Genomic DNA, 23,591 nt, shown 5'->3' with positions numbered 1-23,591 from the left:
GCCGGGCACCCGATCGGGTGCCCGGCCCTCCGTCGTGCTCAGGCGGGGACGCGCTCCGGGCCGGTGACCTGGCGGCACCAGCGGACGACGGCGCCGAGCACCTCGGCGTCGACCGGCCGGCGCAGCTCCTCCCGGTAGGCGCGCAGCGAGGCCGGCCCCGGCTGCCGGCGCAGCGTGTGGGTGAGATCGGGGACCAGCAGCGTCTCCACCGGCCCGCGGACCGTCGCCGCGATCGTCGCCAGGTCCGCCGCGGGCACCTGCACGTCCTTCGCCCCGGCCACCGCGAGTACCGGCACGGTCAGCCGGGCGAGGTCGGTGCGCGGGTCGTGGTCGAGGAACTCGCGGTGCCAGCGCGCGTTGATCCGCACCCCGTCGACCCGGGCGACGTCGGTGGTCGTCGCCCGGAGGCGCTCGTGGTTGGCGGCCACCCGCTTCTCCAGGTCGGTGCGCAGGAGCCGGAGCAGGGCACGGACCGGCGCGGGCAGCGTCGGCCCGATCTGGCGGGCCTGCCAGCGGAGCAGCTCGGCGCCGGGCGTCGCGGAGCCCGCGAGCAGGACCACCCCGGCCACCGGGACGCCGCGGGCGGCGACCGCCGCGGCGAGCAGCGCGCCCTCGCTGTGGCCGGCCAGCACGATCCGCCCGGGGTCCACCTCGGTCCGGGCGGCCAGGGCGTCGCGCGCCCGGGCGAGGTCGTCGGCGGCGTCGAACAGCCCGGCCCGCCGCCAGTCGCCGGGCGTGCCGCCGACGCCGCGCTTGTCGTACCGCAGCGAGGCCAGGCCGCCCTCGGCGAGCGCGTGCGCCAGCTCGCGGGTGATGCCGAACCGGGCGCGCCGGTGGTCGGAGTCGCGGTCCAGCGGGCCGGAGCCCGGCGCGAGCAGTACGGCGGGGACGGGGCCGGGCGCGTCGGGGAGGGTGAGCGTGCCGGCCAGCGGGGGCTCGCCGGGCACGGTCACCGGCACCTCGCGGGGGCTCACCGCGGGGTCCCGGACAGGGCCGCGACGACGGCGGGGGCGTCGTCGACGGTCAGCAGGACGGTGTCGAGGCGCTGACCGGCCAGCTCCAGGCGCACGGCCGGCCCGCGCCGGACGCTGACGAACGCCTTGCCTCCCCGTCGGCGCCAGGTGCCGATCTTGCGCACGCCGGGCAGGCCGAGGCCGGGGGCGCGCAGGCCGCGGGCGGCGGCCAGCCCGTCGGGGACGACCTCGGCGGAGCGCACCGCGGACAGCGGGACCTCGAGGTCGCGCAGCAGGCCGAGCACCCGCTCGGCCGGGGTGAGGGTGATCCGCAGGGTCTGGGGTGTCGTGGTCACGGTCGCCATGGCATGATCATTCCCAACAGTGAGACCGTTGTCAATCATGAGAGAGGTCGAGCGCGTGGCGTCTGCGGACCTGCTGCTCCACCCGGTGCGCCTGCGCGTGGTGCAGGCCCTGCTGGGTGACCGGAGCCTGACCACCGGCGAACTGCACACCGAGTTGCCCGACGTCCCGGTGGCCACGCTGTACCGGCACGTCGGCGTGCTCGCCGAGGCGGGCGTGCTGGAGGTGGTGGGGGAGCGCCGGGTGCGGGGCAGCACCGAGCGCACCTACCGGCTGGTGACCGCCGCGGCGTCCGTCGGACCGGCGGAGGCGGCGGGCATGACGCCCGAGCAGCACCGCCGCGCCTTCGGCACCTTCGTCGCGGCGCTGCTCGCGGACTTCGACCGCTGGGTCGACGCCGGTGCCGCCGCCCCGGACGGGCTGGATCCCGCCCGGGACGGCGTGGGCTACCGGATGACCGGGCTGTGGCTGGACGACGACGAGTTCGCCGGCCTGCTCGACGACGTGCGCGCCGCGCTCCGCGCCCGCCTGGAGAACGCCCCGCGCGAGGGTCGCCGCCGCCGGCTGGTCGGGACGGTGTTCCTGCCGGGGGAGTGAGGGCTCACGAGGCGCGGGCGGCCTTCCGCTCGGCCCGGCGCTCGGCCTTCGACACCCGCGCGTTGGCCTTGGCCAGGGTCTTCGCGGCCCGCTGCACCCGGCGGGACCCGCGGTCCACGGTGCCCCGGGTGAGCAGGCCGACGCCGATGCCCAGCAGCCACACGTCCTTGGCGACGGTCAGCCCCTGCTCGGTCGGCGCGAGGCTGCCCTCCTTGCGCATGCCGGGCGTGCGCAGGTACAGGCCGAGCAGGCCGCCGGCGAACCCGGTGAGCAGGGCGCCGGCCAGTGCGGTGGGCACGAACGGCGTCAGCAGCGCGGCGCCGACCGCGATCTCCGCCGTCGACAGCGCCTGGACGAACTGGCGCGGCTCGACGTCCTTGAGGAACGGGTAGGTGCCGGAGGCGAAGCCGTGCAGGCCGGCGGCGGTCTGCTCGTCGGCGCCGCGCTTGCCCAGCCCGCTGTTGAGGATGAACGCGCCGGCCGAGATCCGCGGGCCGATCTCGGACAGGGTGATGGGCAGGGCCATCGGGCACCTCACAGGGTCGTCGGGGACGGTCGGGACGACTCTTCCCGACCGTCCCCGACGTGACACCCCGGGGGTCAGCGGCCCCCGCGCCGCGAGCGGCCGCTGAACGACGCCGCCGAGTGGGTCCCGGCGCGGGCGGCGAGCTCCGCGCGGGTGCGCGCCGGGCCCTGCGGGCTGCGGGACTGCGCGCGGCTGCCGGCCGTCTTGGCGGGCGCCGCGGCGGTGGCGGCGGTCCCGCCGGAGCGCCGGCGCCGGCCGCCGCCCTGGCCCTGTGGCTGGGGAGCCGGGGCCGGGGCGGGCTCGACGTGCGGGGCGGCCGGGCCGGTGAGCGCGGTGATCTGCTCCGCGCCGGGGCGCACCTGGCTCACGACCGGGGTGATGCCGGCCTGGCGCGTGAGTGTGCGCACCTCGCCGTTCTGGTCGGGGGTGGAGATCGTGACGACGGTGCCGCCGGCGCCGGCGCGGGCGGTGCGCCCGGAGCGGTGCAGGTAGGCCTTGTGCTCGGTCGGCGGGTCGACGTGCACGACCAGCGCGACGTCGTCGACGTGGATGCCGCGCGCGGCGATGTCGGTCGCGCACAGCACCCGGGTGCCGCCGGTGCTGAACGCCTCGAGGTTGCGCTCGCGGGCGTTCTGGCTGAGGTTGCCGTGCAGGTCGACGGCGGGGATGCCGGCCGCGGTGAGCTGCTTGGCCAGCTTCTTCGCCTGGTGCTTGGTCCGGGTGAACAGCACGCTGCGGCCCAGGCCCGAGGCGAGCTGGCGCACGACCTCGGCCTTGTCGGCGGCGCTGACCTGGAACACGTGGTGGGTCATGGTGGCGACCGGCGCGACGGCGGGGTCCACCGAGTGCGTCACCGGCTGCGACAGGTAGCGCTTGACCAGCACGTCGACGCCGTTGTCCAGCGTGGCGGAGAACAGCAGCCGCTGGCCGCCCTGCGGGGTGCGGTCCAGCAGTCGCTTGACGCCGGGCAGGAAGCCGAGGTCGGCCATGTGGTCGGCCTCGTCGAGCACGGTCACCTCGACGGCGGACAGGTCGGCGTGGCCCTGGCCGATGAGGTCCTCGAGCCGGCCGGGGCAGGCGACGACGACGTCGACACCGGCGGCCAGCGCCTGCACCTGCGGGTTCTGCCCGACGCCGCCGAAGACGGTGGTGGTGCGCAGGCCGAGCGCCGTGGCCAGCGGCTCGACGGTGGCCATCACCTGGTTGGCCAGCTCGCGGGTCGGCACCAGCACGAGCGCCCGCGGCTTCCGGGCCTGCCGCTTCGTCGTCGAGGCGGCCAGCCGGGCCACCAGCGGCAGGCTGAACGCGATGGTCTTGCCCGAGCCGGTGCGGCCGCGGCCGAGCACGTCGCGGCCGGCGAGGGAGTCCGGCAGCGTCGCGACCTGGATGGGGAACGGCGCGGTGATGCCGCTGGCGGTGAGCACCTCGACCAGCGGGGCGGGCACGCCGAGCTCGGCGAAGGTGGCGTCGGTGGGGAGCACGGTGGCGACGTCGCCGGCCGGGATCTCCTGCGGCTGCGGGGCCTGGGGCTGCACGGCCGCCGTCGTGGCGGGGGCGGGGGTGCTGCCGGCGCCGCGGCCGCGGCCGCCGCGACGGCGGCGACGGGGCCGGGACGTGCCGGCGGGCGTGGGGGACTGCGGGGAGGTCATGGGTTCCTCGGTGGTACTCGGGTCGCCGTCCTCGGTCACCGCACGCGGGCGCACGCCGGCCCCGTCTGCGGGGCGGGTCGCGCCGTGGGCGACGTCGGACAGCCGGGCGCGCCTCCGTGGCGCTGCACCAGCCCGACGTCGAGTCCTGCAGCTCCGGATGAGCGAGGGCGGCGCCGGTATGCCCCACTCAACCAGACGCGGGGGCCGATCCTGCCGCCGTCCCGGGGAGTCGCGTGTCACACCGCCGTGCGGCCGGCCCCGCGGTAGGTGCGGCGGTAGGCGCCGGGCGAGACCCCGATCGCGGCGCGCAGGTGGGCGCGCAGCGACGCGGGCGTGCCGAACCCGGCGTCCGCGGCGACCCGGTCGACGGGGGCGTCGGTGGACTCCAGCAGCCGGCGGGCCAGCGCGATCCGCTGCCCGGCGAGCCACCGCTGCGGCGACACCCCGGTCTCCTCGCGGAACCGCCGGGTGAAGGTGCGCACGCTCATCCGCGCGTGGGCGGCGAGGTCGGCGAGGGCCAGCGGCTCGCCCAGGCGCTCGAGCGCCCAGGCGCGCGTGGGCGCGGTCCCGGCGTCGCCGGCCTCGGGCAGCGGCCGCTCGACGAACTGCGACTGCCCGCCCTCCCGCCACGGCGCGACGACGTTGCGCCGCGCCACCCGGTTGGCCACCTCGCTGCCGTGGTCGCGCCGCACCAGGTGCAGCAGCAGGTCGATGCCCGCGGCCACCCCGGCCGAGGTGAGCACGTCGCCGTCGTCGACGAACAGGACGTCGGGGTCGAGCCGGACGGCGGGGAAGTTGCGGCGGAAGTGCTCGACGTCGCGCCAGTGGGTGGTGGCCGGCCGCCCGTCGAGCAGGCCGGCCGCGGCGAGCACCGAGGAGCCGGTGCAGATCGACACCATCCGCGCCCGGCCGGCCGCCTCGCGCAGGGCGTCGCGCAGCGCGTCGGGGATCCGGCCCTCGACGACGGCCGGGCCGCCCATGATCCCCGGGACGACGACCGTGTCCGCCTCCGCGAAGGCCGAGCCGTCGTGGTCGGGCAGCACCGAGAAGCCGTCGGCCGTGCGCACCGGCCGCCCGTCGAGGGTGGCCACCCGCACCCGGTAGAGGGGCCGGCCCTGCGCATCCTCGGCCAGCCCGAGCAGGCGGTAGGGCAGCCCGAGTTCGAAGCCGACGACGCGGTCGACGGCGACGACGACCACCTCGTGCAGGGCCGGGTCCGGTGTCATGGCCGGATCCTTGCACCTGTTGACCGCCGGGCCACTGGTCCGGGAACCGGACCGTCGGTCATGCTCTCCGCTCGTGACGACCACCCTGCCTCGCAGGCGCATCCACCCCGCCTGGTGGGTGGCCGCGGTGACGTTCCTGGCGCTGGTCGGGGCCGCCGCCTTCCGCGCGGTGCCCGGGGTGCTCATCGACCCGCTGCGCGAGGAGTTCGGCTGGTCGGTGTCGACCATCTCGGCCGCCGTCGCGGTGAACATGGCGCTGTACGGGCTGACCGCGCCGTTCGCCGCCGCGCTCATGGAGCGGTTCGGCATCCGCCGCGTCGTCGTCGGCGCGCTCCTGCTCACCGCGCTCGGCAGCGGGCTGACCGTGTTCATGACGGCGAGCTGGCAGCTGGTGCTGCTGTGGGGGTTCGCGGTCGGGCTGGGCACCGGGTCGATGGCGCTGTCGCTGGTGGCCACGGTGACCGGCCGCTGGTTCGTCGCCCGCCGCGGGCTGGTCTCGGGGATCCTCACCGCCGGCGGCGCGACCGGGCAGCTGGTGTTCCTGCCGGTGGTCGCGGCGGTCGCGCAGACCGGCGGCGGCTGGCGGGCGGCGTCGCTGGGCACCACGGCCGCCGCGCTCGCCGTCGTCCCGCTGGTGGCCTGGCTGCTGCGCGACCGCCCGCGCGACGTCGGCGCCGTGCCCTACGGCGGGACGGCGGCCGACGACGTCGACCCGGTGCGCACCGGTGCCGCGCGCACCGCCGTCCGCGGGCTGCTCGACGCCGCGCGCACCCGGCCGTTCTGGCTGCTGGCCGCGGGCTTCTTCATCTGCGGCGCCTCCACCAACGGGCTCGTGCAGCCGCACTTCATCCCGGCCGCGCACGACCACGGCATGCCGGTGACGACGGCGGCGTCGCTGCTCGCCGTCGTCGGCGTCTTCGACATCGCCGGGACCGTGCTGTCCGGCTGGCTCACCGACCGCACCGACCCGCGGGTGCTGCTGCTGGCCTACTACGCGCTGCGCGGGTTCTCGCTGTTCCTGCTGCCGCCCCTGTTCGGGCCGGACCTGCACGTCAGCATGATCGCGTTCATCGTCTTCTACGGGCTGGACTGGGTGGCCACCGTGCCGCCGACCCTGGCGCTGTGCCGCGAGCACTTCGGCCCGCGGGCGCCGGTCGTGTTCGGCTGGGTGTTCGCCTCGCACCAGGTGGGGTCGGCAGTGGCCGCGTTCGGCGGCGGCGTGGTCCGCGACGTGACCGGCTCCTACGACCTCGCCTGGTTCGGCGCCGGCGCGCTGTGCCTGGTGGCCGCGGCGCTGTCGATCTCCATCCGCCGCCGTCCTGCGTCGTCCGCCCCGCCCGCGGCGCCCACCGAGCCGACCACCGCCTCGGCCGCCACCACCCACGGCTGACCGGCGCCGGCGGCAGAAATGGCCATCTCTGCCGCCGGCAACGCCCGCGCGGTGCGTCAGGCGTGGGCGACCAGGGCGGGGTCGACGGCGCGGCCGGCCATGAGGTCGGCCGCGCGCTCGGCGATCATGATCGTCGGCGCGTTCGTGTTGCCGCGGACCAGCGTCGGCATCACCGAGGCGTCGACCACCCGCAGGCCGTCCAGCCCGTGCACCCGCAGCTGCGGGTCGACCACCGCGTCGCCGTCGGTGCCCATCCGGCACGACGACACCGGGTGGTACAGCGACTCCAGCGTCTCCCGCACCTTCTGCCGGAGCGCGTCGGCCGTGCGCACCGTGCCGCCGGGCGACCACTCCGCGCCCAGCACCGACGCCAGGGGCCCGGCCGACGCGATCTCCCGCGCCTTCTCCACGCCGGTCACCAGCGCGTCGAGGTCGCGCTCGTCGGTGAGGTAGCCGGCGTCGATGGCCGGCGCCCAGGTCGGGTCGGCCGAGCGCAGCCGCACCGAGCCGCGCGAGTGCACGTGCACCAGGACGGCGGCGGCGGTGAACGCGTCGACGTCGGGGTCCACCTCCGCCTGCCGCCAGAACTTGACCGGCAGGAAGTGGTACTGCAGGTCGGGCTGGTCGAGGTCCGGCCGCGAGCGGGTGAACAGCCCCGCCTCGGCCAGGTTCGACGACAGCGGCCCGCGGCGGGCGCCGAACCACTGCGCGTACCCCGAGGGCGACTCCGCCCGGAGCAGCGACTTCCCCGAGCGCACGTCCCAGATGACGGGGACCAGGGGGTGGTCCTGCAGGCCGCCGCCCACGCCGGGCAGGTCGAGGACGACGTCGACGCCGACCTCGCGCAGGTGCGCGCCCGGCCCGATGCCCGACAGCATCAGCAGCTGCGGCGAGTGCACCGCGCCGCCGCACAGCACGACCTCGCCGGCGGCGTGCGCGGTGTGCGTCTGCCCGCCGCGCCGGTACTCGACGCCGGTGGCCCGCCCGCCCGAGACCAGCACCCGGGTGGTCAGCGCGCCGGTGAGCACGGTGAGGTTCGGCCGGCCCAGCGCCGGGCGCAGGTAGGCGTCGGCGGCCGACCAGCGGCGGCCCCGCTTCTGCGTCACCTGGTACTGGCCCACGCCCTCCTGGTCGGCGCCGTTGAAGTCGTCGTTGCGCGGGTGGCCGGCCGCGACCGCCGACTCGACCACCGCGCGGGTCCACGGGTGCGGCGAGCGCAGGTCCTCCACCCGCAGCGGCCCGCCGACGCCGTGGAACCGGTCGGCGCCGCGCGCGTTGTCCTCCATCCGCCGGAACAGCGGCAGCACCGCCTCGTAGGACCACGACGGGTCACCGGTGAGCTGCGCCCACTCGTCGTAGTCGGCCGCCGCGCCGCGGACGTAGATCATCGCGTTGATCGACGACGACCCGCCGAGCAGCTTCCCGCGCGGCCAGAACAGCCCGCGCCCGCCGAGGCCCGGCTGCGGCTCGGTCGTGTAGTTCCAGTCCCGCCGGGTGCGCCAGACCTTGTAGAGCGCGGCCGGGATCTGCACCTCGAGGACGTCGTCGGAGCCGCCGGCCTCCAGCAGCAGCACCCGCACCGACGGGTCCTCGGTCAGCCGCGCGGCCAGCGCGCACCCGGCGGAGCCCGCCCCGACGACGACGACGTCGTACTCGTCGGCGCTCACCGGTGCCGCCCGTGGACCATGCCCATGACCCGGGCCAGCGCGTCGGCCGCGGCCGGCGGCCGGGCGAAGGACATGAGGTTGACCGGCAGCGCGTACCTCTGGCGGGTGATCGCCTTGGCGCGGGTGAACTCCTTGAGCCCGTCCTCGCCGTGGATCCGGCCGAAGCCGCTCTCGCCCACGCCGCCGAAGGGCAGCGCCGGGATCGAGGCGAAGGTCAGCACCGAGTTGACGCTGGTCATGCCGCTGCGCATCCGGCGGGCGAGGTCCATCGCCCGCGCCCTCGACCGGGAGAACACCGCGCCGGCCAGCCCGTACGACGTCGCGTTGGTGCGCTCGAGCGCCTCCTCGGCGTCGGCCACCCGGGTGATGGTCAGCGTCGGCCCGAAGGTCTCCTCGCGGACCGCGGCCGAGGACTCGGGCACGTCGAGCAGCACGGTCGGCGCCACGTAGCCGCCGTCCACCGTGCCACCGAGGACCGCCCGGCCGCCGGACGACGTCGCGTCGTCGAGGTGCCGCCGCACGACGTCGGTCTGCGACGCCATGGTCATCGGGCCGTAGGCGGCCTCGTCGTCGGAACCGGGACGCAGGCCGCGCACCCGCTCGGTGACCTCGGCGACGAAGGCGTCGTAGACCTTCTCCGTGGCGTAGACCCGCTCGATGCCGATGCAGGTCTGCCCGGCGTTGCTCATGCCGCCCCACACGGCGGCGTCGGCGGCGGCGGCCACGTCGGCGTCGTCGTCGACGATCATCGCGTCCTTGCCACCGAGCTCCAGGAGCACCGGGGTGAGCGTCTCGGCGCAGGCGGCCATGACCTTGCGGCCGGTGGGCCCGGAGCCGGTGAAGGCGAGCTTGTCCACGCCGGCGCGGCACAGCGCGGCGCCGGTCGAGCCGTCGCCGGTGACCACCTGGAAGGCGTCGGCGACGTCGGGGACGGCCGCGCGCCACGCGGCGGCGAGCCACGCGCCGACGGCGGGGGTGAACTCCGAGGGCTTGAAGACGACGGCGTTGCCGGCCGCCAGGGCGTAGGCGATCGAGCCCATCGGCGTGAACACCGGGTAGTTCCACGGGCCGATGACGCCGATGACGCCCAGCGGCTGGTACTCGAGGTGGGCGGCGTGGTTGGCCGCGAGCAGCCCGGCGCGCACCCGGCGCGGGCCGAGCGTCCTGCGCGCGTGCGCCCCGGCCCAGGCCAGGTGGTCGACCGCGAGGGTGATCTCGAGGATCGCGTCGGCGTGCGGCTTGCCGTTCTCCCGGTGCACCAGGTCGGCCAGCTCGTGCATGCGGCGGGCCAGGTAGCCGCGGTAGGCGGCCAGCCGCTGCCGGCGGCCGTCGAACCCGAGCCCGGCCCAGCGCGCGGCGGCCGGCCGGGCGCGCTCGACGGTCTGGCGGACGGCGTCGGCGTCGTGGACCGGGAAGACGCCGACGACGGCGCCGGTGGCCGGGTTCGTCGACTCGAAGGTCTGGGTGGTGGCGTGCCGGTCGACCGTGCCCGCGGCGGCGTCGGTGACCGTGTCCATCTGCTCGGCGAGCGACATGTGGCGCAGGTTACCTGCGCAAGTTACCGGCGCGTAGCTCCGGTCCGGGACCCGTCCGGGTGGTCCGCGCGCTGCCATGCTGGCGCCCGTGGCCGACCCCTTCGACACCGCGGGGCTGCGCCGCCGCGTGCTCGCCGCGTGGACCGACTCCCCGGCGCGCTTCCGCGAGGACGCCAACGCCGAGGAGGACCTGGTCCGCGGCGGCTACCGGGACCGGCTGCTGGTCGAGCTGGCGCAGAACGCCGCCGACGCCGCGGTGCGCGCGGGCGTGCCCGGGCGGCTGCGGCTGCAGCTGGCCACGGTGGGCGGCGGGGGAGAGGTGCTGCGCGCGGCCAACACCGGCGCCCCGCTGGACGCCGCCGGGGTGGGCGGCCTGGCCACGCTCCGTGCCTCCGCCAAGCGCGACGAGGTGCAGACCGTCGGCAGGTCCGTGGGTCCGGGTGGGCCACAGCTCGAGACGGTCGGCAGGTTCGGGGTCGGCTTCGCGGCCGTCCTCGCCGTCAGTGACGAACCGGCCGTCCACTCCACCACCGGCGGCGTGCGGTTCAGCGCGGCGCACACCCGCGCGGCGGTGGCCGACGTCCCCGCGCTCGCCGGCGAGCTGGCCCGCCGCGACGGCGCCGTGCCGGTGCTGCGGCTGCCGTGGCCGGCCGACGGGCCCCCGCCCGACGGCTTCGCCACCGAGGTGGTCCTGCCGCTGCGCGCCGGGTCCCGGGCCGCCGTCCGGGGCGCGCTCGACGCGCTGGAGGCCGAGCTGCTGCTGGCGCTCCCGGGCCTCGCCGAGGTCGAGGTGGTCGTCGACGGCGCCGTCCGCACCCTGTCGTGCACGCGCACCCCGCCGCTGGCCCGGGTCCGCGACGGCGACCGCACCACCACCTGGCGGCTGGCCACCCGCAGCGGCGAGCTGCCCGCGGAGCTGCTGGCCGGCCGCCCGGTGGAGGAGCGCGCCCGCCGCGGCTACGACGTCACCTGGGCGGTGCCCCTCGACGACGACGGCCGGCCGGTGCCGCTGACCGGCCGCCAGGTGGTGCACGCCCCGACCCCGAGCGACGAGCCGCTGTCGCTGCCGGTCCGGCTCGTCGCGCCGTTCCCGCTCGGCCCCGACCGCCGGCACGTGGCGCCCGGCCCGGTCACCGACGCGCTGGTCGACGTCGCCGCGGACACCTACGCCGACCTGGTCACCGGGCTCCCGGCCGACCCCGCCGTGCTGGGCCTGGTGCCGCGGATCGGGCTGGCCGCCGCCGAGCTCGACGCCGCCCTGGGCTCCGCCGTCCTCGACCGGCTGCGCGCCGCGGCCTGGCTGCCGGCCGCCGACGACCCCGGCTCCCGGCAGCCCCCGGACCGGGCCGCGGTCCTCACCGACGATCCCGACGAGCGGGTCGCCGTCCTCGCCGGGGTCGTGCCCGGGCTGCTGCCGGCGGGCTGGTCCCGGCGCGACGGGGCCCCCGCGCTGGCCGCCCTCGGCGTGCGGCGGGTCGGCCCGGCCGAGGTGGTCGAGGCGGTCTCCGGGATCGGCCGGCCGGCGGACTGGTGGGCGCGGCTGTACGCCGCCCTCGACGGCGCCGACCGCGAGGAGCTGGGCGCGCTGCCGGTGCCGCTGGCCGACGGGCGGACCGCGCCCGGCCCGGCCGGCGTGCTGCTGCCCGGCGAGGACCTGCCGGTGGCCCGGCTGGGTCCGCTGCACCTGCGGGTCGCCGACCCCGGCGCCGTCGCCGACCCGGCCGCCCGGCGGCTGCTCGAGCGGCTGGGCGCGCGCCCGGCGACCGCCGCGGTCGTCCTCGCTGACCCGGCCGTGCGCGGCGCGGTGGAGGAGTCGGTCGACGCGGTCGAGGAGGGCTTCGACGACGGCGACCCGGCGGCGCTCGCCGAGGCCGTGCTCGCGCTGGTGGCCGCCGCCGGCACCGCGCCGGGGGAGCTGCCCTGGCTGGCCGAGCTCGCGCTGCCCGACGCCGAGGGCGCGTGGGCGCCCGCGGGGGAGCTGCTGCTGCCCGGCGCGCCGCTCGCCGCCGTCCTCCGCGACGGCGCGCTCGGGACGCTGGACCCGGACTTCGCCGCCGCGCACGACCCGGCCGTGCTGCGGGCCGCGGGGGTGCTCGCCGACTTCGCGCTGGGGCACGCGGAGGACCCCGACGACCTCGACGTCGACGGCGCGGACGCGTGGGCCGACGCCGTCCTCGACCGGCTGCCGCCCGGCGGGCCACCGCCGGCGTGGCCGCCGCTGACCGCCGTCCGGGACCTGGAGCTGGTCGCCGACTGGGCCGGCGCGCTGCCGCTGCTGGCCGCCGCGCCGGAGCAGGCGTGGGCCGACGTCGTCCTCGACGGCGTCGCGGTGCCCTCCTACCTGCGCTGGTGGCTGACCACCCACCCGGTGCTCGGCGGCCGGCGTCCCGACCGGCTGTGCGCGCCCGGCAGCCGCGAGCTGCAGGGGCTGTACGACCCGGCCGAGGGGCCGCCGGAGGTGCTCGGGCGGCTGCGGCTGCCGGCCGGTGTCGACGACGTCCTCGCCGACGTCGACACCGCGCTCGACCTGCTCGACCGGCTCGGCGACCCCGGGCGCACGGTGCCGGCGCCGGTGCTGCGCACGGTCCACGCCCGGCTGGCGCGCGCGCTCGACGGCGTCGACGTCGACCCGCCGCGCCGCGTGCGGGTGGCGCCGGACCGGGTCGCCGACCCCGCGCGGGAGGCCGTCGCCGTCCTGGACGCCCCGTGGGTGCAGCCGCTGGTCGACGCGCTGCTGGTCCCGGCCGGCGGCGCGCCGGCGGCGGTGGCCGACCTGCTCGACCTGCCGCTGGCGGGCGAGCGGGTGCGCGCGGAGGTCACGAGCACCCCGGTGCGCCGGCAGCCGTGGGCGGCGGTGCCGGGAGCCGCCCTGGCCGCCGCCCGGCTCGGTGTGCCGGAGCTGACCGGCGAGGTCGCGGTGCACGAGCCGCTGCTGGCCGGCGGGCGGCCGGTGCCGTGGTGGCCGGGCGACGGCGTCGACCACGTGGACGGCAGCCCCGCCGCACTCGGCCGGGCCCTGGCCTGGCGGGCCGGGGCGTGGCCGCTGCGGCAGGCACTGGCCGAGGCGTTCGCCGAACCCGGCCGGGCCGCCGACCTCGCCGCGGAGGACGCGGTCGGCTGACCCGGCCGGCAGGAGGGTCCTCCTAGAACCAGCGGGGGACGGCCTGGGCGCCCGGGGCGTGCCCGTGCGCGGAGGCCCGGCCGGCTGTCTTCCGGCCCCTCTGCAGGGGCCCGCCGCGAGCGTGCGAGCGGTGGGGGGCAGAGGGGTCCTTCGACCATTGGCTGGCGGACAGGGACCCGGCGCGGGCGGTCGGGGCGAGCCCCGCGGACCGCAACCAGCGGACCCCGGCGACGCCGGGGAGCTGGGCGCGCAGGACCGGGCCCAGCGCCGCACCCGGCGAGGCGAGCACGGCCGAGGCCAGCCGCTCGAAGGCGGCGGCGTCCGCGGGCGGGAGGGCGTCGCGCGCGGCGGCGGCCGCGGCGGGCAGGCGACGGGAGGGACGTGACACGGGGGCCTCCGGGAGGAGGTCGGACCGGCCGCGGGCAGCCGGCAGCCAGGGGAGGGCGCGCCCGGGGAGGGCGGAGGGGAGCGGGGAGGGGGGCTCGACCCGCGGGCGTCCCGGTCACGGGACGCGGACGTCGCGGCGAGGCGGTCGGCTCAGGAGCGCATGCGGCGACGGTAGGGAGACCCGGCCCGGCCCGTCGAGTCCTTTTCCGGGAGGCGGTTACCGCTGCCCGGCGTCGTCGGCGCCGGTCGAGCGGGCGGCCTTGCGCGCCTGGTGGGCCTCCCACCGCTCGCGGTCGCGGGCGCGGGAGTCCGCGGTGCGCTCCCAGCGGTCCTTGCGCCGGCGCGCGCGGAGCATCTCCCGCTCCTCGAAGGAGGAGTGCGTGTCCCAGTCGCGGGCCATGAACAGCACCAGGAGCAGCACGGCGCCGAAGATGACCAGTCCCGAGGCGACGATGACGTCCGGGATCGCGAGGAACGCCACGACCGAGACCGCCGCCCAGATGAGGCCTGCCAGCACCAGTCGCGCGTTCACGCCGTCCAGTATCCCCGCCTCCGGTGAGCGGCGGCCGTCCCCGGCCTCCCGGGCACGGAGTCCCTGGTCACGGACCCGCGCGCCGCGGGCGACACGCCGGTCACGGCACGGTGGACACCCCGTGGCGGACCTTGCGCCCCATCCGCCCCGCGCCTACCGTCCGGGTTGCGGTTCAACATCCAGCCGTGCTCCGCCAATGCCGGACTCCGCGCCGTGGTGTGGCTCTCGAGCCGCTGTCCTCCGCACGGGCCCGCCCTCGACCGAGAGGCGCACCGTGACCACCATCTCCTCAGGCCCCCCGACGACCTCGGGCTCTGCCGACGAGCTGCTGACCGTCGAGACCGTCTCCCGCGACGGCGTCACCCGGCTCGTGTGCACCGGCGAGGTCGACTGCGCCAGCGCGCCGCTGCTCCGTCGCGAGCTCGACGACGCCTTCGCTGCGGACCCGCGGGTGGTCACCGTGGACCTGGAGGCCGTGACCTTCCTCGACTCGGCCGGCCTGTCCGCGCTGGCGGTCGCGCACCGCACCGCCGAGGCGCAGGACACCCGGCTGCGGGTGCTGGTCGGCACGCGGGCGGTGGTCCGGGCGCTGCAGGTCACCGGCCTGTGGGACCTGCTGGGCGTCGAGCAGGCCCGGCCCGGCGCGGGAGCCGGCGCCGCGTAACACGCGCCCCCCGACCTGGCTGCGCGCGGCCCCTCGCCGGGGAGCACACTCGGCGGCGGTGCGGGGCCTGCCCGCCGGCCGAGTCGAGGAGGAGGACGCCGTGCGTGACGCGGTCATCTGTGAGCCGCTGCGGACCCCGGTCGGGGGCTTCGGGGGGTCGCTGCGGGACGTGCCCGTGCAGGACCTCGCCTCCACCGTCGTGAGGGCGCTCATGGAGCGCACCGGCCTGCCGCCGGAGTCGGTCGACGACGTCGTCCTCGGCCACTGCTACCCGACCATGGAGGCCCCGGCGATCGGCCGCGTCGCCGCCCTCGACGCCGGCCTGCCGGTGACCGCGAGCGGCATCCAGGTCGACCGCCGCTGCGGCTCGGGCCTGCAGGCGGTGCTGTACGCCGCGATGCAGGTGCAGACCGGTGCGGCCGACGTCGTGCTGGCCGGCGGCGCCGAGTCGATGAGCAACGCGCCGTTCTACTCGACCGCCATGCGCTGGGGCGTCAAGGCCGGTCCCGGCGTCCTGCTGCAGGACGGCCTGGCCCGCGGCCGCGTCACCGCCGGCGGCGTGAACCACCCGGTGCCCGGCGGCATGCTCGAGACCGCGGAGAACCTGCGCCGCGAGTACTCGATCGGCCGCGAGGAGCAGGACGAGTACTCCGTCCGCAGCCACCGGCGCGCCGCCGCCGCCACCGCGGAGGGCCGGTTCGCCGACGAGATCGTCCCGGTGACGGTGAAGGGCCGGAAGGGCGACACCGTCGTCGACCGCGACGAGCACATCCGCCCCGACTCGGACGTCGAGACCCTCGCGAAGCTCCGCCCGATCATGGGCAGGGACGACCCCGAGGCCACCGTCACCGCCGGCAACGCCAGCGGCCAGAACGACGGCGCCGCCGTCTGCGTCGTCACCTCGCCGGAGAAGGCCGCCGAGCACGGCCTGCGCCCGCTGGCCCGCGTCGTGTCCTGGGCGGTGGCCGGCGTCCCGCCGCGGACCATGGGCATCGGCCCGGTCCCGGCGACGGCGAAGGCGCTGGACCTCGCCGGCCTCAAGCTCTCCGACATCGACCTCATCGAGCTCAACGAGGCCTTCGCCAGCCAGGTGCTGGCGGTGACCCGCGAGTGGGGCTTCACCGGGTCCGACTTCGACCGGATGAACGTCAACGGCTCCGGCATCTCGCTGGGCCACCCGGTCGGCGCCACCGGCGGGCGGATCCTCGCGACGCTGACCCGCGAGATGGACCGCCGCGGCGCCCGCTACGGCCTGGAGACGATGTGCATCGGCGGCGGGCAGGGGCTGGCCGCCGTCCTCGAGCGGGTGTGACACCCCACCCGGCGTGTAACACCCCGCCCGGCGTGTCCGGGGGCTGCCCGGCATGATCGGCCGGCAGCCCCCGACCCCGAGGAGAACCTCCCCATGAGCGAGTCCCCCGCCCGCGTCGCGATCGTCACGGGCGCCGCCCGCGGCATCGGTGCGGCCACCGCGCTCCGCCTGGCCGCCGACGGCTTCGCCGTCGCGGTGCTCGACCTCGACGAGTCCTCGACCGCGGGCACCGTCCAGGCGATCGAGTCCGCCGGCGGGCGGGCGCTGGGGGTGGGGGCCGACGTCGGGGACGCCGAGCAGGTGCAGGCCGCCGTCGACCGGATCGCCGCGGAGCTCGGCCCGCCGGTCGTGCTGGTGAACAACGCGGGCGTCACGCGCGACAACCTGCTGTTCAAGATGACCGACGCCGACTGGGACCTGGTCATGCACGTCCACCTGCGCGGCTCGTTCCTCATGACCCGCGCCTGCCAGAAGCACATGGTCGAGGCCGGGTGGGGCCGGGTGGTCAACCTGTCGAGCACCTCGGCGCTGGGCAACCGCGGCCAGGCCAACTACGCCACCGCCAAGGCCGGGCTGCAGGGCTTCACCAAGACCCTCGCCATCGAGCTGGGCAGGTTCGGCGTCACCGCCAACGCCATCGCCCCGGGCTTCATCCAGACCGAGATGACCAAGGCGACCGCCGAGCGGATCGGGCGCAACTGGGAGGAGTACGTGGCCGAGCGCGCCGCGGGGATCCCGGTGGCCCGCGCCGGCGTGCCCGAGGACATCGCGCACACCGTGTCGTTCTTCGTCAGCGAGGGCGCGGGCTTCGTCTCCGGCCAGGTCGTCTACGTCGCCGGCGGCCCCCGCACCTGAGCCCCTGAGGGATGGCAGAGATGGCCATCTCTGCCACCCCGGTCAGGACGACGGGTCGCGGTCGGGGTAGCGGGCGCGGGCCAGGGCGTAGACGCCGAACGCCGCGAACCCGGCCGCGACGACGGTGAGCAGCCACGGTCCCGCGCCGGTGCGGCCGATCGAGGTCATCGCGCCGTCCAGGCCGGTGGCGGTGGAGACGTCGGCCGTCGTCGCCGCGCGCCACAGCAGCACCCCGACGACGCCGAACGCCACGCCCTTCGCCACGTACCCGACCCGCCCGACCGCCTCGATCAGCGGCTCCCACCGGTCGGGCGCGGCGGGCAGGTCGACGTCCTTCATGAAGCCGCCGGTGGCCCCGCGCCACAGCGAGTACAGCCCCACGGCGACCACGCCGGTGGCCGCGGCCGCCACCGCCACCGCGCCGCCGGGCACCTCGAGGGTCTCGCCGGTCAGCTCGCGCAGCCGCTCGTCGGCCTCGTACTCGGCGCCGACGGCGAACAGCAGCGCGGTGACCCCGAGGACGGCGTACACGAACGCCTTGGCCAGGCACTTGGCGCAGACGACGGCGGTGCGGGTGCGGTGCGCGGGGTCGAGCAGTCCGCGCCACCACAGCAGCACCTCACCGCCCTGCCACAGCGCCAGCGCCAGCAGTCCCAGGCCGATCGCCCACAGCAGCACCGACCCGCCGGGGGTGCCGGCGACCGTCTCCAGCGCCCCGGTCTGGTCGGCGTCGGTGCCGGACGCGCCGCGGGAGACCCGCCAGGTCAGCCAGCCGATGAGGAGGTGCACCACCCCGTAGGCGACCAGCCCGATCCGGGCGGCGGCCGCGAGCACCGGGTGGTCGGTGACCTCCCGGGCGGCCGCGACCGCCCGGTGGATGCGGTGGAGTGGCCCCGTCACGTCCGCTCGGGGTAGCGCGCGCGGACGAAGCAGAAGACGCCGAACGCGGCGATGCCCACGGCCACCAGGGTCAGCAGCGCCTTCCCGAACGGTGCCTCGAGGATGGTGCGCAGGGCGCCGTCGAGACCCGACACCTTGGACGGGTCGAACGTGACCGCCGCGTAGACCAGCAGCCCGCCCACCACGCCGAACGCCACGCCCTTGGCCGGGTAGCCGACCTGGCCGAGCCGGGTGACCGTGCGGCGCGCCGCCGGCGGCGCCGAGGCGAGGTCGATCTCGTCGACGAAGCTCTTCCTCACGCCCTTGACCACCTGGTGGACGCCGATGCCGATCACCACCAGCCCGGCGATGCCCACCAGCCATCGACCGCCGGGCCAGCCGAACACGCCGGCCGCGGTCTGCTGCTGCTGGGCCGCGCTCGACTGGCCGGCGCCGGTGGCGAACCGGAACGCGGTCACCGCCAGCACGACGTACACGACCGCCTTGGCCAGCGCCTTGACCGACTTGGTGACCGCCTTCTTGCGCAGCTCGCCCGACGCCGACCAGCCGTACCGCCAGCGCAGCACCTCGGCGGCCTGCCACAGCGCCAGCGCCACCAGCCCGATGCCGAGCACCCACAGCAGCGGCTTGCCGACCGGCGTCTCGGCGAGGGTGCCGAGCGCGCCGGACTGGTCGGCCGGCTGATCGCCGCCGCCCCAGGCCAGCTGCAGCGCCAGCCACGCCACGAGCAGGTGCACGACGCCGTAGGCGACCAGCCCCACGCGGGCCAGGTTCTCGAGGGCGTCACCCCTGCCCGTCGCCGTCCCCGTTCCGGTCATGGCCGCCCTCCTCGGTCCTGCGCCTGTGCGGCGATCAGCGTGGCACGGGGGCGGCCGCCGCGCTGGTCAACCGACGGGGTGCCGGGCCCGCGCCAGCAGGTGGACGGCGAAGGAGGCCGGCCCGGTGGCGACGACGAGCAGCAGCCACCGGGGGTGCGGCTCCGCGGCGACGGCCCGCAGCGCGCCGTCGAGACCGGTGGCGCGCGCCGGGTCCGGCGGCCGATGCGGGACACTGGGCTCCGTGGTCAACGCGACGACGGCACGCACGAAGACAGCTCCCGCTCCGCTCCGCACCGAACGGGACGTCGCCCGCCGCGCCTGGCCGCTGCGCGCCGCCCTCGGGGTGGTGCTCGTCGTCCTCGCGGTGCTCGCCGTCGTGACCGGTGACCTCGGGGCCCGGCTGCTGCTCGGCGGCCTGGGCGTGCTCGCCGCCGCCCGTGGCGCGGGGCTGCTGCGCGCGGGGTCGGGTCCGGCCGGGGCGGCCGCCGTCGCCGGTGGTCTGGCCGCGGTCGCGGTCGCCGTCGTCTCCGCCGCCGCGACCGGCTGGGTGCTGCTCGCCGGCGTCCCGCTGGTGCTGCTGGCCGGCTCGGCCGTGGCCTTCGCCCGCGGGGGCGCCGCCCGCCGCGGCGGCGCGGCGCTGCTGGTGTGGACGGTGCTGGTCGGCGCGCTGCTCGCCGGCACGCTCGCCGTCCAGGGCGCCGGGCGCGCCGCCGACGTCGCCACGGTGGTCGCCGCCCTGGCCACCGGCCTCGCGGCGGTGCCGCTGCTGGTCGCCGCGGCCGGCCTGCGCGCGGTCGCGAACGCCCCGGCGCCGGCGCGCCCGGCCGGGTGCGGGGGCTGCGCCTGCTCGGCCGGCGGCTGCGGCGTCCCGCAGGCGGGCTAGCGCTCCACCCGCCAGACCGTCGCCCGGTCGCAGGTGGTGACGGCGACCAGCGCGCCGTCGGAACCGACCCCGAGGCCGTCGGCGGTCCCGTCGGCGCACAGCTCCACCCGGCCGGTCACCGCGCCGTCGGCGAGGTCGACGCGGGTGAGCGCGACCCGGTCGTGCAGCACCCACAGCGCCCCGTCGACGACGGACAGCGCGGCCGGCGCGGCGTCGACGACGGCCACCCGCGCGGGCGCGTCCGCGCCGGGGGCCAGCGCGACCAGCGCCGCCGGGCCCGAGTCCTCGGGCGCCACGACGGTGTAGGCCGTCCCGTCCGGGCCGACCGCGAGACCGGTCGCGGTCGACGCCACCGCGTCGGGGAGCAGCACCACCGGCTCGCCCACCGGGGCCAGGTCCGCGCCGAGCCGGGCCAGCACCGCGACCGACGGCCCGCGGCCCTCCCGCGGCACGGACGCCGACACGACCACCCCGCCGTCGGGGGTCGGTGCGAGCGCGTCGACGGCGAACCGGCCCGTGCCCTCCGCGAGGCCGGCCAGTCCCCGCAGCTCGGCGGTGCCGGTCACCGCGCCGGTCGCCGGGTCGACGTGGAGCACGACCGGCACGCCGTCGGCCCGCTGCACCCCGACCAGCAGGCCGCCGTCGGGGGTCGCGACGGCCACCGTGCCGACGGCGTCCGCGGGGAAGGGCGCGACCGGGGTGGTGCCGGTGACCCGCCCGGTGCGGGGGTCCACCGCGGCCACGGCGTACCCCGCCGGGAACCCCCCGGCGACGAGCGTCCCGCCGCCGGTGACGAGCACGACGTCGGCCTGCGTGTCCTCGGGCAGCGGCACCTCGCCGGGCACCTCCCCGGTGGTGGGGTCGACGACGGTCAGCCCGGCGCCGCCGTAGGGGCCGGCGACCAGGAGCAGCACCTCCTCGCCGGTGACCGTCACGCCGCTGACCAGCCCGCCGGTGCTGCCGGTGACGACGGTCGACGTCAGCACCGTCAGCGGCACCGCGCCGGTGGCGGTGCCGGGGACGGTCGTCGTGCAGGCGGTCAGCGCGGCGGCGAGGGCGAGCGGCGCGGCGGCGGTCAGGAGGCGGCGGGTCACGGGGCCACCCTCGGGGCGCCCGCTCGCGCCGGGCTTGGGCGCGACTTGCACCCGGTCCCGTTCCGTCGTGGCGGTGCCGTGGGTAGGGAGCGGGCGTGAGTGGACACGTCTTCGTCGTCGGCGCCGACCTCACCCGCCTGTCCTGCGACGACGTCCTGGTGCCCACTGGCCGCACGCTGCGCGTCGGCGCCAGCTGGCGGGCGCTGCTGCCCGACGACCTGGTCACCGACGAGGACGCCGACGGGGTGTGCGTCGACCTGGCGTGGCACGGCGACGAGCGGGTGCTCGAGGTCCCCGGCACCGGGCCGCGGCGGGCCTGGCTGCTCGACACCGTCGACGACTGCGGCCGCGGGCTGGGCTGGCTGCTCGACGGCGCCCGCGAGGCGCTGGCCGCCGTCGCCCGCCGCGAGGTGGCCGAGCCGGTGCACGGCCGGGCGCGGCGGCTGGTCGGGCTGCCGGCGCTGGGCACCGGATGGGGCGGCGCGGCCGGGCGGCGCGGCGACCTGCTGCAGCAGCTGCTGCCGGTGCTGCGCGAGGCCGCCGACGAGCACGGATTCGACGTCGCGCTGGTGCTGCGCGGGCCCAGCGACCTCGCCGCCGCCCAGCGGGTGCGCCGCGGCGACGACGCCGGCTGGGACCTGCCCGAGCCGCTGACGGCGCTGGCCGAGCAGCTGGGGGAGCGCGCCCGCCGCGGCCAGCTGGCGCTGTTCATCGGCGCCGGGGTCAGCGCCGCCGCCGGCCTGCCGACGTGGGAGGAGCTGCTCGGGGAGCTGGCCGCCCGCTCCGGCCTCGACGACGACCTGCGCGCGGGGCTGTCCCGGCTGCCCCCGCAGGACTCCGCGGCGCTGCTGGCCCGGGAGCTCGGCCGCGACGAGCTGGAGCGCTTCGTGCAGGAGCGCTTCGGCCCCGGTCCCTACGCGCTGGCGCACGCGCTGATCGCCGACCTGCCGGTGCAGGAGTTCGTGACCACCAACTACGACCCGCTGGTCGAGCTCGCCGCCGCCGACATGGGCCGGGAGCTGTCGGTGCTGCCCTACGACGAGCCCCGGCCCGGCCGGCCGTGGCTGCTCAAGCTGCACGGCGACGCCGCGCACCCGGCCGGCGTCGTGCTGACCCGCGAGGAGTACCTGCAGCTCGGCGACTCCCGCGCCGCGCTCTCCGGCGTCCTGCACTCGCTGCTGCTCACCCGGCACGTGCTGTTCGTGGGCACCTCGATGCTCGACGACGACCTCATCCGCATCGCCCACCAGGTGCGCAGCGCGGTCCAGGTGCCCGGCCGCGAGCCGCGCCGCCGCTCCGGGACGGTGCTCGCGCTGCGTGAGGACGCCGCCCGCAGCCGGCTGTGGGAGCAGGACGTCGAGACCGTGGCGATGGGCGGGGCGGACGCCTCGCCGGCCGAGGCCGCGCGCCGGCTGGAGGTGCTGCTGGACCTGCTCGGCTGCCTGTCCACGCCGCCCACCGGGTACCTGCTCGACCCGGCCTACCGGGGGATGCTCTCGGACGAGGAGCGGGTGCTGGCCGAGGCGCTGCAGCCGGTCGCCGAGGCGCTGCCGGAGGGGGCGTCGACGCCGTCGGCGGCCGGGGAGGTGGCCGCGCTGCTGCGGCGGCTGGGCGCCGGGCGCTCGGGGGGCCGGCGCGACGGGTCCGCCGACGACCGCCCCGCCGACGACCGCCCCGTCGACGCGGCCACCGACGCCCGGGACGACCGGCTGCAGCAGCAGCGCCCCGGCTGAGGTCGGCCCGCCTCGGCACGGGGTTGGCCGGCCTCCCAGCGGGGAACCGCGGGACCCATGCGCCTGGAGAACTCCCTCGCCCTGCTCACCAAGGGCTACGCCTGGCTGCCCGACCTGCGCCGCGCCTCCGGCCGGCACGCCGTCGGGACGCGGCTGGGCGGCCTGCCCGCGGTCGGCATCGAGGGCCCGGAGGCGGCGCGGTTCCTCTACGACGAGGACCACGTGCACCGGGCGCACGCCATCCCCGAGCCGGTGCAGGGCACGCTGTTCGGCAAGGGCGCGGTGCACACCCTCGACGGGGAGGCGCACCGGGTGCGCAAGGCGATGTTCGTCCGCGTGCTCATGGACCCCGCCGCGATCGACGCCCTCGCCGAGCGGGCCGGCGCCGCCTGGGACGACGCCGCGCGGGAGTGGGCCGGCCGGCCGGAGTTCGTGCTGTTCGACGAGTCGGCGCGGGTGATCGCCGGCGCGGTCACCCGGTGGGCCGGGATCACGGTCGCCGACGCCGAGGTGCCCGCGCTGGCCCGGGACCTGCTGGCGATGGTCGACGGCTTCGCCACCGGCGGGCCGCGGCACTGGCGCGCGCGGCGGGCCCGCGGCCGGCGCGAGGAGTGGCTGGCGGGGATCGTCCAGCGGGTCCGGTCCGGGGAGCTGGTCGTGCCGGCGGGGTCGGTGCTGCAGGTCGTGGCCGCGCACCGGGACGCCGACGGCGGGCTGCTGGACCCGCGGGTGGCTGCCGTCGAGCTGCTCAACGTCATCCGCCCGACCACCGCCGTCGCCTGGTTCCTCGCCTTCTCCGGGCACGCGCTCGCCACCTGGCCGGACTACCGCGGCAAGCTGGCCGCCGCCGACGCCCCCTTCGCCGAGGCGTGGGCGCACGAGGTCCGCCGCTTCTACCCGTTCGCGCCGTTCATCGGCGGCCGGGCGCCGCAGCGGCTGGAGTTCGCCGGGCAGACGATCCCGAGGAACGCGATGGTGCTGCTCGACCTCTACGGGCAGAACCACGACCCGGACCTGTGGGAGGAGCCCTACGCCTTCCGGCCCGAACGGTTCCTCGACCGCGAGATCGGCGAGTTCGAGCTTGTGCCGCAGGGCGGCGGTGACCCGCGGACCAACCACCGCTGCCCCGGCGAGCGGCTCACGGTCGCGCTGCTCGCCGCGCTGGCGCCCCGGCTGGCCGGGCTGCGGGCGGACTTCGCCCCCGGCCAGGACCTGACCATCTCGCTGCGCCGCATCCCCGCCCTGCCGGCCAGCCGCGTGGTGATGCAGCCGCGCTGACCGGGTCCTCTCCGCGCGCTCGTGCTCTGCCCACCACTGTGGGGCGAGAACGAGCGTCCGCGGAGCAGCGGTCACCGGGGGTCGAGCCACCAGAGCACGGCCGCGCGG

At 77.7% G+C, this 23,591-nt stretch carries 22 protein-coding genes; 9 read left to right on the top strand and 13 right to left on the bottom strand.

The window, feature by feature from the left end; all coding sequences use genetic code 11:
* Positions 1–38: 38 nt before the first annotated feature.
* Both ACI8AA_RS23490 and ACI8AA_RS23485 read right to left on the bottom strand, forming a co-directional pair.
* Positions 39–974, bottom strand: coding sequence for an alpha/beta hydrolase family protein (locus ACI8AA_RS23490; protein ID WP_457046785.1), 936 nt, complete (start codon positions 972–974; stop codon positions 39–41).
* On the bottom strand, positions 971–1,309 hold the full coding sequence (locus ACI8AA_RS23485; protein ID WP_457046784.1) for a hypothetical protein: 339 nt from the start codon (positions 1,307–1,309) through the stop codon (positions 971–973). Before ACI8AA_RS23485 ends, ACI8AA_RS23490 begins: the two co-directional genes overlap by 4 nt.
* 64 nt (positions 1,310–1,373) lie before the next feature.
* Here ACI8AA_RS23485 and ACI8AA_RS23480 point away from each other — a divergent pair, with 64 nt between their 5' ends.
* Complete coding sequence (locus ACI8AA_RS23480) at positions 1,374–1,913, top strand: helix-turn-helix domain-containing protein (protein WP_457046783.1); 540 nt, start codon at positions 1,374–1,376, stop codon at positions 1,911–1,913.
* A gap of 4 nt (positions 1,914–1,917) precedes the next feature.
* Here the strand turns inward: ACI8AA_RS23480 and ACI8AA_RS23475 are convergent, their stop codons facing one another.
* The 3 genes from ACI8AA_RS23475 to ACI8AA_RS23465 form a co-directional block, all read right to left on the bottom strand.
* The gene (locus ACI8AA_RS23475; protein ID WP_457046782.1) at positions 1,918–2,439 is read right to left on the bottom strand and encodes a hypothetical protein; all 522 of its coding nucleotides are present in this window, start codon (positions 2,437–2,439) and stop codon (positions 1,918–1,920) included.
* Between the two features lie 74 nt (positions 2,440–2,513).
* On the bottom strand, positions 2,514–4,088 hold the full coding sequence (locus ACI8AA_RS23470) for a DEAD/DEAH box helicase (RefSeq protein WP_457046781.1): 1,575 nt from the start codon (positions 4,086–4,088) through the stop codon (positions 2,514–2,516).
* Positions 4,089–4,324: 236 nt separating this feature from the next.
* Positions 4,325–5,314 (bottom strand): GlxA family transcriptional regulator, encoded by a 990-nt coding sequence (locus ACI8AA_RS23465; protein ID WP_457046780.1) that lies wholly within the window; start codon positions 5,312–5,314, stop codon positions 4,325–4,327.
* 73 nt (positions 5,315–5,387) lie between these two features.
* Here ACI8AA_RS23465 and ACI8AA_RS23460 point away from each other — a divergent pair, with 73 nt between their 5' ends.
* Positions 5,388–6,704: an MFS transporter gene (locus tag ACI8AA_RS23460; RefSeq protein ID WP_457046779.1), complete on the top strand. Its 1,317-nt coding sequence runs from the start codon at positions 5,388–5,390 to the stop codon at positions 6,702–6,704.
* A gap of 56 nt (positions 6,705–6,760) precedes the next feature.
* On the opposite strand, the gene ACI8AA_RS23455 is transcribed toward ACI8AA_RS23460, so the two are convergent.
* Both ACI8AA_RS23455 and ACI8AA_RS23450 read right to left on the bottom strand, forming a co-directional pair.
* Positions 6,761–8,371, bottom strand: a complete 1,611-nt coding sequence (locus ACI8AA_RS23455; RefSeq protein ID WP_457046778.1) for a GMC family oxidoreductase — start codon at positions 8,369–8,371, stop codon at positions 6,761–6,763.
* Positions 8,368–9,906, bottom strand: a complete 1,539-nt coding sequence (locus tag ACI8AA_RS23450; RefSeq protein ID WP_457046777.1) for an aldehyde dehydrogenase family protein — start codon at positions 9,904–9,906, stop codon at positions 8,368–8,370. Before ACI8AA_RS23450 ends, ACI8AA_RS23455 begins: the two co-directional genes overlap by 4 nt.
* Before the next feature lie 88 nt (positions 9,907–9,994).
* Here ACI8AA_RS23450 and ACI8AA_RS23445 point away from each other — a divergent pair, with 88 nt between their 5' ends.
* Positions 9,995–13,027: a sacsin N-terminal ATP-binding-like domain-containing protein gene (locus ACI8AA_RS23445; RefSeq protein ID WP_457046776.1), complete on the top strand. Its 3,033-nt coding sequence runs from the start codon at positions 9,995–9,997 to the stop codon at positions 13,025–13,027.
* 22 nt (positions 13,028–13,049) lie between these two features.
* Here the strand turns inward: ACI8AA_RS23445 and ACI8AA_RS23440 are convergent, their stop codons facing one another.
* Together ACI8AA_RS23440 and ACI8AA_RS23435 are read right to left on the bottom strand one after the other, a co-directional pair.
* A complete protein-coding gene (locus ACI8AA_RS23440; protein WP_457046775.1) occupies positions 13,050–13,415 on the bottom strand; it encodes a hypothetical protein in 366 nt (121 codons plus the stop codon).
* Between the two features lie 216 nt (positions 13,416–13,631).
* A complete protein-coding gene (locus tag ACI8AA_RS23435; RefSeq protein ID WP_457046774.1) occupies positions 13,632–13,946 on the bottom strand; it encodes a hypothetical protein in 315 nt (104 codons plus the stop codon).
* A gap of 274 nt (positions 13,947–14,220) precedes the next feature.
* On the opposite strand from ACI8AA_RS23435, the gene ACI8AA_RS23430 reads away from it, so the two are divergent.
* The 3 genes from ACI8AA_RS23430 (at position 14,221) to ACI8AA_RS23420 (ending at position 16,777) form a co-directional block, all read left to right on the top strand.
* Complete coding sequence (locus ACI8AA_RS23430; RefSeq protein ID WP_457046773.1) at positions 14,221–14,610, top strand: STAS domain-containing protein; 390 nt, start codon at positions 14,221–14,223, stop codon at positions 14,608–14,610.
* Positions 14,611–14,710: 100 nt separating this feature from the next.
* Positions 14,711–15,922 carry an acetyl-CoA C-acetyltransferase gene (locus ACI8AA_RS23425; RefSeq protein ID WP_457046772.1) on the top strand — a complete coding sequence of 404 codons (1,212 nt, stop codon included), beginning with the start codon at positions 14,711–14,713 and terminating at the stop codon, positions 15,920–15,922.
* A 93-nt stretch (positions 15,923–16,015) separates the two neighbouring features.
* Positions 16,016–16,777, top strand: a complete 762-nt coding sequence (locus ACI8AA_RS23420; protein ID WP_457046771.1) for an SDR family oxidoreductase — start codon at positions 16,016–16,018, stop codon at positions 16,775–16,777.
* 42 nt (positions 16,778–16,819) lie between these two features.
* Here ACI8AA_RS23420 and ACI8AA_RS23415 read toward each other — a convergent pair whose 3' ends face one another.
* The 3 genes from ACI8AA_RS23415 to ACI8AA_RS23405 form a co-directional block, all read right to left on the bottom strand.
* A complete protein-coding gene (locus ACI8AA_RS23415) occupies positions 16,820–17,677 on the bottom strand; it encodes a DUF1206 domain-containing protein (RefSeq protein ID WP_457046770.1) in 858 nt (285 codons plus the stop codon).
* Positions 17,674–18,495, bottom strand: a complete 822-nt coding sequence (locus ACI8AA_RS23410) for a DUF1206 domain-containing protein (RefSeq protein WP_457046769.1) — start codon at positions 18,493–18,495, stop codon at positions 17,674–17,676. The genes ACI8AA_RS23415 and ACI8AA_RS23410 overlap by 4 nt, the downstream gene beginning before the upstream one ends.
* Positions 18,496–18,561: 66 nt before the next feature.
* Positions 18,562–18,744: a DUF1206 domain-containing protein gene (locus ACI8AA_RS23405; protein ID WP_457046768.1), complete on the bottom strand. Its 183-nt coding sequence runs from the start codon at positions 18,742–18,744 to the stop codon at positions 18,562–18,564.
* On the opposite strand from ACI8AA_RS23405, the gene ACI8AA_RS23400 reads away from it, so the two are divergent.
* Positions 18,737–19,378 (top strand): hypothetical protein, encoded by a 642-nt coding sequence (locus tag ACI8AA_RS23400; RefSeq protein ID WP_457046767.1) that lies wholly within the window; start codon positions 18,737–18,739, stop codon positions 19,376–19,378. The genes ACI8AA_RS23405 and ACI8AA_RS23400 overlap by 8 nt on opposite strands.
* On the opposite strand, the gene ACI8AA_RS23395 is transcribed toward ACI8AA_RS23400, so the two are convergent.
* Positions 19,375–20,472: a hypothetical protein gene (locus ACI8AA_RS23395; RefSeq protein ID WP_457046766.1), complete on the bottom strand. Its 1,098-nt coding sequence runs from the start codon at positions 20,470–20,472 to the stop codon at positions 19,375–19,377. The two genes, ACI8AA_RS23400 and ACI8AA_RS23395, sit on opposite strands and share 4 nt — an antisense overlap.
* Before the next feature lie 95 nt (positions 20,473–20,567).
* On the opposite strand from ACI8AA_RS23395, the gene ACI8AA_RS23390 reads away from it, so the two are divergent.
* Positions 20,568–22,205, top strand: a complete 1,638-nt coding sequence (locus tag ACI8AA_RS23390; protein WP_457046765.1) for an SIR2 family protein — start codon at positions 20,568–20,570, stop codon at positions 22,203–22,205.
* A 57-nt stretch (positions 22,206–22,262) separates the two neighbouring features.
* Positions 22,263–23,483 (top strand): cytochrome P450, encoded by a 1,221-nt coding sequence (locus ACI8AA_RS23385; protein ID WP_457046764.1) that lies wholly within the window; start codon positions 22,263–22,265, stop codon positions 23,481–23,483.
* The last annotated feature ends 108 nt before the right edge of the window (positions 23,484–23,591 follow it).

The sequence above is a fragment of the Geodermatophilus sp. SYSU D01180 genome, assembly GCF_054050415.1.
Note: the sequence above shows the minus strand (reverse complement) of the source record. Positions and strands in the feature narration are given on the sequence as shown.

Bases quoted from the DNA above. Each gene is read 5' to 3' on its own strand.
- ACI8AA_RS23420 (WP_457046771.1), top strand. From the start codon at position 16,016: ATGAGCGAGTCCCCCGCCCGCGTCGCGATCGTCACGGGCGCCGCCCGC.
- ACI8AA_RS23465 (WP_457046780.1), bottom strand. From the start codon at position 5,314: ATGACACCGGACCCGGCCCTGCACGAGGTGGTCGTCGTCGCCGTCGAC.
- ACI8AA_RS23475 (WP_457046782.1), bottom strand. From the start codon at position 2,439: ATGGCCCTGCCCATCACCCTGTCCGAGATCGGCCCGCGGATCTCGGCC.
- ACI8AA_RS23410 (WP_457046769.1), bottom strand. From the start codon at position 18,495: ATGACCGGAACGGGGACGGCGACGGGCAGGGGTGACGCCCTCGAGAAC.
- ACI8AA_RS23450 (WP_457046777.1), bottom strand. From the start codon at position 9,906: ATGTCGCTCGCCGAGCAGATGGACACGGTCACCGACGCCGCCGCGGGC.
- ACI8AA_RS23470 (WP_457046781.1), bottom strand. From the start codon at position 4,088: ATGACCTCCCCGCAGTCCCCCACGCCCGCCGGCACGTCCCGGCCCCGT.
- ACI8AA_RS23385 (WP_457046764.1), top strand. From the start codon at position 22,263: ATGCGCCTGGAGAACTCCCTCGCCCTGCTCACCAAGGGCTACGCCTGG.